Here is a 9,788-nt window from a genome sequence, read left to right as displayed (position 1 = left end):
ATCGAGGGCGAGGGCGACGCCGCGAAGTTCACCTTCGTCGGCGAGGCGAAGAGCCCGGCGGTCCCGGACTCGGCGGCCTCCATCGCGGAGGCGGTCCAGCGCTGATCCGCCTGCGATAACCCGTTCCACCCGAGGGGCGCTCCGCAAGGAGCGCCCCTCGGCGTTTTCCTGCCTGCCTCGGTCACGGTGCGGTCACCTTCCCGTCGAGAGGGTGAGAACAGGTATCGCACCACCGGGCGTAGTACTACACTTCGTAGAGCCGTTCGCGGCACGTTCTGGGCGCGGGCGGATGGAATGTCATCCCTGCGGCGTACCGGACAATCCGCTGCGGGGCGGACGCGGAGGACCGGGCGCACGGGGGAAGCTCGGTCAGCCCGGGAGAGATCCCGGCGGTAGGAGGACCGAGGTCCCCATTCGAGGCGGGACGCGCCCTGTGGGCGGATTGGCGGTCCGGAAGTGCACAAGCCTTGGAGGCACCTGATGCGCCTGCTGCACGACGATGGGACGCTGGTTCACCTGGCCTACAACGCGGGCGTACATCCCGCCGAGGATCTGGAGAACCTGATCGCCCACCTCACGCGCTACGCCGTGCCGGTGCGCAGGAAGCTGGGAGTCGACCGGCTTGGCGTCGGCCTCTGGCTCGCTCCCGCCGTGGCGGACCACCTCGTCGCCGACCGCATCGAGCTCGTACGGCTGCGCCGGTCGCTGGAGGAGCGGGGCCTGGAGTGCGTCAGCCTCAACGGCACCGGCGGGCGCAACCAGGAGGTTCCCGGGCCCGACTGGGCCAAGCCCGAGCGCTACCGCTACACCATGGCGCTGGCCAAGATCCTCGCGTTCCTGCTGCCGGACGACGTGCAGTCGGGCGGCATCTCCACGATCCCCATCGGCTGGCGCCGCGACTGGCCCGCCGACCTGCACGCCATCGCCTCCCGCCGGCTCGAACGGCTCTCGCGTGAGCTGCGCGGCCTCTACAGCGTCACCGGCAAGACCATCAGGGTCGGCTTCGAGCCCTGGCCCGGCTGCGTGCTGGAGACCACCGAGCAGGCTCTTGAGCGGGTCTGCGACATCGACTCCGATCACCTCGGCGTCTGCCTGGACGCCTGCCACCTGTCGTGCGGCACCGAGAAGCCCGACGCGGCGCTGCGCGGGCTGGCTCTCGCCGGGGCTCCCGTGGTCAAGCTCAGCCACGTGCACAACCACAGCCAGGAGATCCCCAGCACCCAGCCGGTGATAGCCGACACGCTCACCGCGATCCTGTCCGGTGCCGTGAACGGCACCGCGCACGTCGAGGTGGAGGCCCACGACGGGACCTCTCCCAAGGCGAAGGGGCCCGCCGCCCTGGTGGCGAAGCTCGCCGACGAGCTCGACTGGACGCGCCGCAACCTCACCGCGCTCGGCCTCAAGCTCGCCGCCTGACCGTCGGCAAGCGCCGGGGCCGGCCGCCGTCGACTGCCAGCCCCGCGCCCACTCGGGCGGTCGGTCGTCCCGGCCCGCCGGGAGCACGAGCCGGACCTCACGCTCGCTCTCCGGGGCGGCGGGCGGCGGGGGTCACGAAGGCGACCGGCATGTGCCGTCGGGGAAGGCGCCGGCTCCTTAGCAGTGCCGTGCGCGCCTTCCGGGGGTCAGGAGGGCAACTGGTAGGTGCCGTCGGGGAGGACCTCGGCCAGGCCGTCGTCCAGGAGGCCGTCCAGTGCGCGTTCGCGCTGCACGTGGTCGGCCCAGACGGCGTCGAGCGCCTCCTTGGGCACCGGCCCGTGCGCCTCGCGGAGGACGGCGAGCAGGCGTCCCCGGCACTGCCGGTCGGTCCCCGCGTACGTCTGGCCCTGCCGCGCCGGGCCGTCGTGGGCCGGACGCCCGGCCAGCCGCCACGCGCACTGCGCGGTGACCGGGCAGCGCTCGCAGCGGGGCGCCCTGGCCGTGCACACCAGCGCGCCCAGCTCCATCACGGCCACGGCCCAGCGGGGCGCGCCCACCGGGGGCACCAGCGACTCCGCGAGCCGCCGCTCGGCCGCCGTGGTCGTCTTCGGCGGATACTCCTCGCCACGCACCGCTCGGGCCAGCACCCGCCGCACGTTGGTGTCGAGCACCGCGTGGCTGCCGCCGTACGCGAAGCTGGCCACGGCCGCCGCCGTGTAGTCGCCGATTCCGGGCAGGGCCCGCAGCTCGTCGTAGGTGGACGGCACGCGGCCGTCATGGTCGGCCGTGATGGCCCGCGCGCACGCGTGCAGGTTGAGCGCCCTGCGCGGGTAGCCGAGCCGCCCCCAGTGGCGTACGGCCTCGCCGGGGGACTCCTTCGCGAGCGCCTCGGGAGTGGGCCAGCGCTCCATCCACTCGGTCCAGACGGGTAGCACCCGGGCGACGGGCGTCTGCTGGAGCATGATCTCGCTCACCAGGATGCCCCACGGGGTCGCGTCCGGACGCCGCCAGGGCAGGTCGCGGTTGTGCTCGGCGTACCAGTCGAGGATGGGCTCACGTAAGGAGGCGGACACGCCCCCGACTGTACCGAGCGAGCCGGAGGGGCGCGGCCGTGCGCCGGACCGAGGAACGCGCGGGAGCGAAGCGGCCGAGCGGCGACGTGGGCGATGCTCCTGGTGGAGCACGTCTTCGGCATCGGCGGCCGAGCCGAGCATCTCGTAGGCCACGGTGAACAGAAGCCTGCGATGGGCGACGAAGGCCGCGGTGCGCCCCGGCACGACCCCACGGCCTGGAAGCGCCCCGACGAGCGAAGCGGGAGTCGCCGAGGAGCGTGCGGCGCTCGATTGCGCAAAGACCCGGCGAGGCTGCGATCTGGGAACGGGCAAGGATCAGCGAGGCGTTCCCGCCGGGCCCCCAGGGCTCCCCATACTGTCCGCATGGATCCGGACACTTTCCGTGGTGACGTGGGCGTCGAGGGGGCGGACGTCTACTGGCGCCGCCGGGTGTCGGTGCTCACGGGGATGCTCGTCGTGGTGGCGGTCGTGGCATGGGCGTGCAGCAGCGCCTCCGGACGGCCTGACGAGACCGCCGCCGCCGTCAAGGCGACGCCCTCCGACCGGCTGGTCGTCTCGCTGCCCGCCGGGCCGGCCCCGAAGACGCCCGCCGTCTCCGGCGCGGTCGCGGGTCAGCCGTCGCCGTCCGCCTCCGCGGGCGTCTCGCCCTCGCCCGGCAAGCCGCGGCGTCCCGGCGACCCCTGCGACGAGAAGGACCTCGTGCTCGCGCTGCAGACCGGCCAGGACGTGTACGGCAAGGGGGTCACGCCGTCCTTCCTGCTGACGGTGGTGAGCACGAGCAAGGTCGAATGCACGGTGGACGTCGGGCCGCGCACCCTGGAGATGCGGGTGCTGTCGGGCGGCGATCGCGTGTGGTCGACGGCCGACTGCGTGGCGGGCGACGGCGTGGACAAGCAGCTGCTGGAGCGCGGCATCCCCTATGTCCGCTCGATCCGGTGGGACCGCCACCGCTCGGGGAGCACGTGCGCAGGCAAGCGGTCGCCCGCCGACCCCGGCACGTACGTCGCGACCGCGCACTCGGGCCGGCTGAAGAGCCCGAAGGTCGTCTTCCACCTGCGCTGAGAGAGGGTGCCGGTCGTCCAGCGCCTCGGCCGGCGGCTGATCGGGCATTCCACCCGGCACGCCGGGCGTCGTACGTCAGCCGGCAAGCCCAGCATCGGTGCGGAGCGCTGGGTCCCCTGGGTCCGGGAGGCGGACGTCCTGCTGGTGAACGGCGGCGATCCGCTGTTCCTGTGTCACTGGATGCGGAGGTCAGGGCTGGCGGATCTGTTGCCGTCGCTGAACGAGACGGTCCGGGCGGGGCTGAGCGCCGGGAGCATGGTGCTGACTCCCTGTATCGGAGAGCACTTCGTCCGGTGGAAGCCGCCCTCCGGTGACGACAGCACCCTGGGCGTCGTCGACTTCTCGATCTTCCCGCACCTGGATCACGAACGCCTGCCGGAGAACACCATGGCCAAGGCGGAAAGGTGGGCGGCCGGGATCCCGAACCAGGCGTACGCGATCGACGACGAGACCGCCATCAAGGTGATCGACGGGCAGGTCGAGGTCGTCTCCGAGGGGCACTGGAAGCTGTTCACCCCCTAGATCATGAGCGTCGGCGACCTCTCCGTCCTCGTGCTCGCACCGCCGTGCCCGAGCGCGCATCGATCAGAGGTAGCGCTCCAGGATGGACGACTCGGCGAGCCGCGACAGGCCCTCGCGGACGCTGCGTGCCCGGGTCTCACCCACGCCGCCGACGGCCTGGAGATCGTCGGTGCTGGCCGCGAGCAGCTTCTGCAGGCCGCCGAAGTGGCTCACGAGCCGGTCGATGATCGCCCCGGGCAGGCGGGGGACCTTGGTGAGCAGCCGGAAGCCGCGCGGGCTGACCGGCGTGTCGAGCGCGTCGCCGCCGTGGTGACCCAAGATCTGCGCCACCTTCGACAGGTCGAGCAGGTCGCCCGACGACAGCTCGTCCAGCTCCCGCATGGCGTCGGCGTCGCCGTACGGACGCGCGCCGAGCGAATCGGGCGCGTAGTCGCGGATGATCTGCACCCGGTCGGTCTCCACGCCCGCGAACAGCTCGTCGAGCTGGAGGGACAGCAGCCGTCCGTCGGTGCCGAGCTCGACGACGTAGCCCTCGATCTCGCGGGCGATGCGGCGGACCATCTCCAGGCGCTGGACGACGACGGCCACGTCGCGCACCGTGACGAGGTCCTCGATCTCCAGGGCCGACAGGTTGCCGGAGACCTCGTCGAGCCGCTTCTTGTAGCGTTCGAGCGTCGCAAGGGCCTGGTTGGCCTTGGACAGGATCGCGGCCGACTCCTCCAGCACATAGCGGATGCCGTCGAGGTAGAGCGCGATGATCCGCATCGACTTGCTGATCGCGATGACCGGGAGCGAGGTCTGCCTGGCCACCCGCTGCGCCGTACGGTGCCGGGTGCCGGACTCGTCGGTGGGGATGGCCGGGTCGGGCACGAGGTGCACGGCGGCCCGCACGATCCTCTGGTGGGCCGTGTCGAGCACGATCGCGCCGTCCATCTTGGCCAGCTCGCGCAGGCGCGTGGCGGAGAACTCGACGTCGAGCGTGAACCCGCCGGTGCAGATGTCCTCGACCGTGCGGTCGTATCCCAGGACGATCAGGCCGCCGGTGTGGCCGCGCAGGATGCGCTCCAGCCCGTCACGCAGCGCCGTCCCCGGGGCGACCGCGGCGAGCACGGCCCTTCTGCGGTCGTCGATCGCCTTGTCGTTGTCCAGCACATCCACCCCAGTGGGCTCGCCCGGTCGTTAGCCGTCAGATCGTCTTCCCACCGATCCCTGTCGCGGCGAGATCCGCGAGGCGCTCCGCAGGCGCCCGGTGAAGCCCGTCGGGGGCGCGGGGGCGAGGCCACGGCCGACCGGGCAGGCAACAGAGTTTACCGGCGTGATGCCGTGCTCACCGGTGTGACGAGGGATCACCTGGCGGATCCCATGAGATTGAGGGCGTCCCACACGTTCTCCACCTCCGTGACCTCGAAGCCCGGTGCGAACGGCGTCGTACGGCCGGCAGGCGAGCGCAGCGCCACGAGCCGGCCGCGGCCCGCCGATGTCTCCGGACGCGGCTCCTCGTCCAGCGAACCGGTGGGCACCAGCGCCCTGGTGAAGCCGAGCCGGGCCGCCTCGGCCAGCCGCCGCCGGACGTCCCGTACGGGCCGCAGCTCGCCGGCCAGGCCGACCTCGCCCAGCGCGACGAGCCCGGGAGGCAGGGCCTGGTCGCCGGCCGCGCTGACGACCGACAGCATCAGCGCGAGGTCCACGGCGGGATCGGTCAGGCGGATGCCGCCCACCGTGGCCGTGAAGACGTCGCACTTGCCGATATTGGCGCGGAGCCGCCGCTCGATGACGGCGAGCACCATCGCCACCCGGTAGGAGTCGAGCCCGGAGGACGTGCGCCGGGGCTGGGGAGCCTCGGTCGGGCCGACCAGGGCCTGCAGCTCGGCCGGGATCGGCCGGGTGCCCTCAATGGTCACGGTGATGCAGGTGCCCGGCATCGGCTCGGGATGGCGGGAGACGAACAACCCGCTGGGGTCGGCGATCCCGGTGATGCCGCGCTCGTGCAGGTCGAAGCAGCCCACCTCGTCGATCGGGCCGAAGCGGTTCTTCACCGCGCGCACCAGGCGCAGCCGCGAGTTGCGGTCGCCCTCGAAGTGGAGCACGACGTCGACCAGGTGCTCCAGCACCCGGGGGCCGGCGATCGTGCCGTCCTTGGTCACGTGGCCGACGAGCACGGTGGACATGGCCCGCTCCTTGGCCAGGCGGACCAGGTTGCCGGCGACCTCCCTGACCTGGGTCACGCCGCCGGGCACTCCGGTCGCGTCGGCCGACCCGATCGTCTGGACCGAGTCGACGATGAGCAGGCTCGGCTGCACCTTCTCGACGTGCGCCACCAGGGCCGACAGGTCGGTCTCCGCGGCCAGGTAGAGCCTGTCTTCGATCGCGCCGATGCGGTCGGCGCGCATGCGCACCTGGGCGGCCGACTCCTCGCCGGTCACGTAGAGGACGGTCTCGCCCCGCGCGGTGCGGGCGGCGGCCTCCAGCAGCAGCGTCGACTTGCCGATGCCCGGCTCTCCCGCCAGGAGCACGACCGCGCCGGGGACGAGGCCGCCGCCGAGCACGCGGTCGAGCTCGGAGACTCCGGTCGTCCGCGCGCTGACAACCTCGGCCTTCACCTGTCCGATCGGGACGGCGGGGGCGGAGACCGCGCCCGGCTTGACCACGTGGACGCCCTGCCGGGCGCCGGCCTCCTCGACCGTGCCCCACGCCTGGCACTCCCCGCACCTGCCGACCCACTTGACCGTGGTCCAGCCGCACTCGCCGCACCGGTACGCCGGTTTCGCTGCCTTGCTCACGTGCGGGAGGTTACCGGCCGCCGCCGACAATCCCGCCGGAAACCGCGGCGGCCCCTCACGAAAGCGGTGCCCCTTCCGGCCGATGGCGTTCCTTACGAGCAGCGGTGGCCCTTCCGAGAGACAGCGGCCCCTCCGCGCAACGGCGTCCCTTTCCGAAGTGGCGGCTTCTCCGGAAAGCGGTGCCTCTTCCGGCCGACGGCGGCCTCTCCGGGAGAAGGCGGCCGGACTAGCCTTGCGGCTTCTCCGGCACGTAGAAGGCGGTGGTGCCGGCCACAGCCGCGTTCACCACGTCGTCCGGCGCGCCGGAGGCCCGGTATGCCTCGCCCCACAACGTGCTGCTGAGCCGCATGAGCTCGCGCGCCTCCTCCGACTGCTCCCACGCGGAGGGGTCGTCGATCATCTCGCCGCGCAGGTGCAGCCCGAGCCCGAGCAGCGCCAGGTCCCAGCCGACGCCCGTGGCCCCGGGACCGAACTGGTCCCAGAACTCGGGCGGGACCACGGCGACGTGCTCCAGCTCGAACACGGTGCGGTCGTCGCCCTCCGGGCTCAGCCGCACCTCGACCTCGCTGAAGCCGGGGTTCTCGCCGAACAGCCAGCTCACCCGCAGCAGCCGGGGCGGCTCGCAGCGCAGGATCTCCCCGCCCGCGTTGCCCTGGAGCTGGTAGTGCCCGCCGAGCTTCAGCTCGCCGCTCACCGGGAGGAACCAGCGGCTGATCCGCTCGGGGTCGGTGCAGGCGTCCCACACGTCCTCGATGCCGGCGTCGTAGGTGCGCCGCAGCAGCACCGTGCGGGCGTCGCCTTCCGGCAGGTCGCGCGAGCCGACCGCGCGGTGGACTTGGTTGATCATGTCGATGAAGTCGCTCATTGGCCGTTCTTCCGTGTCGGTCCGTCCGTCGTGGGCTGTGTGCCCGGCAGCGTGACGGTTGCGTCAGCGGCCACGCTGATGGCCGCGCTGGTGGCCGCGCTGGTGGCGGCGTTGGTGGTCGCGTCATGCGCATCGCCGCCGTGCCGCCGTCCGAGCCGCCGCTCCCGGCTGCCCCGCGCCAGTTCGGTGCCGAGCGCGTCGCTGCGCTGCCCCCAGAAGCCGCGGAACCGCTCCAGCCAGGCGTCCGCCTCCCGCAGCGGCGCGGGTTCGAGGGCGTACAGCCGTCGCGTGCCCGCGGCGCGTACGGACGCGAGCCCGGACTCGCGGAGCACCCGTAGATGCTGGGAGATGGCCGGCTGTGAGATCCCGAACTCGGCGCGGATGGCCGAGGTGAGCGCGCCCGACGTCTGCTCTCCATCGGAGAGCAGCTCCAGGATCCGGCGTCGCACCGGATCCCCCAGCGCGTCGAATGCGTGCACGCGCCCACTATGCCGAGAGCCACTTATAAAAGTCAACGCTTATATAAGCGGCCCCCGGTGGACGGGCATGACTAGAAGTGGCCCGCGAGGTCGGCGAGCAGCAGGCGCTTGGGCTTGGTGCCCCTGATCTGCTGGACGATCTCGCCGTCCCGATAGAGGTTCAGCGTGGGGAAGCCCAGGACGTGGTAGCGCTGGGCGATCTCGGGGTGCTCGTCGGCATTGATCTTGGCGACCGTGAGGCGGTCGCCGTACTCGGCGGCGATCTCCTCCAGGATCGGGGCGATCATCTTGCACGGCGGGCACCAGTCGGTCCAGAAGTCCACCAACACGAGCTTGTCGCTGTGCAGCACCTGCTCGTCGAAGTTCTCCGTGGTCAGTGTGATCATGACTCTCCTCGTCGTGTGAGAAGACAGCCGGGGCAGGCGTCGGCGAACTGGGCGGCGACCTCGGCGCGGCGGGCGAGCAGGTCGCGGATCTCCCGGTCGATCTCCGCGAGCTTGCGCCGATAGACGGCCACCGACTCCGGGCAGGAGCCTCCCGACGGGTGTCCGGACCGCAGGCAGTCCACGAACGGGCGGGCGTCCTCCAGTGTGAAGCCGACCGACATCAGCTCCCGGATCTCGGTGACGATCCGGACGTCCGACTCGTCGTACTCGCGATATCCGTTGGCCGAGCGGCGCGACCGGATGAGGCCCCGCTGCTCGTAGTAGCGCAGCGCGCGGGTGCTCACTCCCACGCGCCGGGCCAGCTCGCCGATCCGCATCGGCCCCTCCTCGGCTGTCCTGGCACGACGCTAAAGCTTGACGCCGGTGACAAGGTCAAGCCCGGATTCAGAATTCCCGCCAGCGCAGGACGTTCGGATAGCCGATCTCCAGGCCCTCGACCTCGCGCAGCGCCTCGGCGGCCACCTCGGGCGTGAACTCGATGCGCAGCACCGCCTCCAGGTCGGCCCGGGATCGGAACGTCATCCGCAGGTCGAGCTCCTCGCGCCGCCAGCCCTGCCGGGACCAGAAGCGCTCCACGGCCTCGGGGGAGTACGACGGCAGCGAGCGGCGGAACCAGCGGCCGAACGCCCCGCGCGCGGCGTCCACGTCCACGACGAAGGCCGCGCCGCCCCGGCGCAGCACCCGCCCCAGCTCGCGCAGGCCGGGCTCGCAGCCTGGCCCGAAGAAGTACGCCCACCGGGCGATCGCCACGTCGGCCGACGCGTCGGGAAGGGGCAGCGCCTGCGCGGTGCCCGTACGCACCGAGACGTTGGGCAGCGACGCGCAGCGTGCGGCGGCCTGCGCGGCCAGGCCGCCGTGCGGCTCGACGCCCACGACCCGCCCGGCGGACGCGGCGAGCGCGGGCAGGTGGAAGCCGCTGCCACAGCCGATCTCGACCACGGTCGCGCCGTCCCACGGCCGTACGGCCCGCATCGCGGCCTCGGCCGCGCCCGCCGGCCCGACGGCGAGGTTCTCCAGCTCGTAGATCTGGGGAGTGTTCCAGATGTTCGGACTGGGTACGGCTCCGCTCACGATCCGTGCCATGCGCCCCACATTAGTTGGCGACCTTGGGTAGTTGATTGTGGCGAAGCGGCGCAGGGCGCGGG

10 protein-coding genes and 1 pseudogene are annotated in these 9,788 nt (G+C 72.3%); 3 read left to right on the top strand and 8 right to left on the bottom strand.

All coding sequences use genetic code 11. The annotated features are described in order from the left end of the window. The first annotated feature begins 480 nt into the window (after positions 1-480). On the top strand, positions 481-1,416 hold the full coding sequence (locus HCK04_RS23150; protein WP_142649461.1) for a TIM barrel protein: 936 nt from the start codon (positions 481-483) through the stop codon (positions 1,414-1,416). Positions 1,417-1,622: 206 nt separating this feature from the next. Here HCK04_RS23150 and HCK04_RS23145 read toward each other — a convergent pair whose 3' ends face one another. Beyond that, positions 1,623-2,489 carry an A/G-specific adenine glycosylase gene (locus tag HCK04_RS23145; RefSeq protein WP_312845762.1) on the bottom strand — a complete coding sequence of 289 codons (867 nt, stop codon included), beginning with the start codon at positions 2,487-2,489 and terminating at the stop codon, positions 1,623-1,625. A 363-nt stretch (positions 2,490-2,852) separates the two neighbouring features. Between HCK04_RS23145 and HCK04_RS23140 the strand changes: the two genes are divergently transcribed. Together HCK04_RS23140 and HCK04_RS23135 are read left to right on the top strand one after the other, a co-directional pair. Beyond that, complete coding sequence (locus tag HCK04_RS23140; RefSeq protein WP_142649460.1) at positions 2,853-3,551, top strand: hypothetical protein; 699 nt, start codon at positions 2,853-2,855, stop codon at positions 3,549-3,551. Between the two features lie 6 nt (positions 3,552-3,557). Next, complete coding sequence (locus HCK04_RS23135) at positions 3,558-4,073, top strand: Type 1 glutamine amidotransferase-like domain-containing protein (RefSeq protein WP_142649459.1); 516 nt, start codon at positions 3,558-3,560, stop codon at positions 4,071-4,073. A 63-nt stretch (positions 4,074-4,136) separates the two neighbouring features. Here HCK04_RS23135 and disA read toward each other — a convergent pair whose 3' ends face one another. The 7 genes and pseudogenes from disA to HCK04_RS23100 form a co-directional block, all read right to left on the bottom strand. Beyond that, positions 4,137-5,231 (bottom strand): DNA integrity scanning diadenylate cyclase DisA, encoded by a 1,095-nt coding sequence (gene disA, locus HCK04_RS23130; protein WP_260617376.1) that lies wholly within the window; start codon positions 5,229-5,231, stop codon positions 4,137-4,139. A 188-nt stretch (positions 5,232-5,419) separates the two neighbouring features. Then, positions 5,420-6,853: a DNA repair protein RadA gene (gene radA, locus HCK04_RS23125; protein ID WP_142649458.1), complete on the bottom strand. Its 1,434-nt coding sequence runs from the start codon at positions 6,851-6,853 to the stop codon at positions 5,420-5,422. A 226-nt stretch (positions 6,854-7,079) separates the two neighbouring features. After that, complete coding sequence (locus HCK04_RS23120) at positions 7,080-7,718, bottom strand: SRPBCC family protein (protein ID WP_142649457.1); 639 nt, start codon at positions 7,716-7,718, stop codon at positions 7,080-7,082. Positions 7,719-7,882: 164 nt separating this feature from the next. Next, positions 7,883-8,197 (bottom strand): annotated as a pseudogene (locus HCK04_RS23115) (metalloregulator ArsR/SmtB family transcription factor); the annotation flags it as partial. A gap of 71 nt (positions 8,198-8,268) precedes the next feature. Beyond that, the gene (trxA, locus tag HCK04_RS23110; protein ID WP_142649455.1) at positions 8,269-8,583 is read right to left on the bottom strand and encodes a thioredoxin; all 315 of its coding nucleotides are present in this window, start codon (positions 8,581-8,583) and stop codon (positions 8,269-8,271) included. Then, complete coding sequence (locus HCK04_RS23105; RefSeq protein ID WP_142649454.1) at positions 8,580-8,960, bottom strand: MerR family transcriptional regulator; 381 nt, start codon at positions 8,958-8,960, stop codon at positions 8,580-8,582. The genes trxA and HCK04_RS23105 overlap by 4 nt, the downstream gene beginning before the upstream one ends. Positions 8,961-9,027: 67 nt before the next feature. Next, positions 9,028-9,726 carry a class I SAM-dependent methyltransferase gene (locus tag HCK04_RS23100; protein WP_142649453.1) on the bottom strand — a complete coding sequence of 233 codons (699 nt, stop codon included), beginning with the start codon at positions 9,724-9,726 and terminating at the stop codon, positions 9,028-9,030. Positions 9,727-9,788: the final 62 nt, after the last annotated feature.

The organism is Microbispora sp. CL1-1, from assembly GCF_012034195.1.
In the GTDB taxonomy this organism is placed as follows: domain Bacteria; phylum Actinomycetota; class Actinomycetes; order Streptosporangiales; family Streptosporangiaceae; genus Microbispora.
Note: the sequence above shows the minus strand (reverse complement) of the source record. Positions and strands in the feature narration are given on the sequence as shown.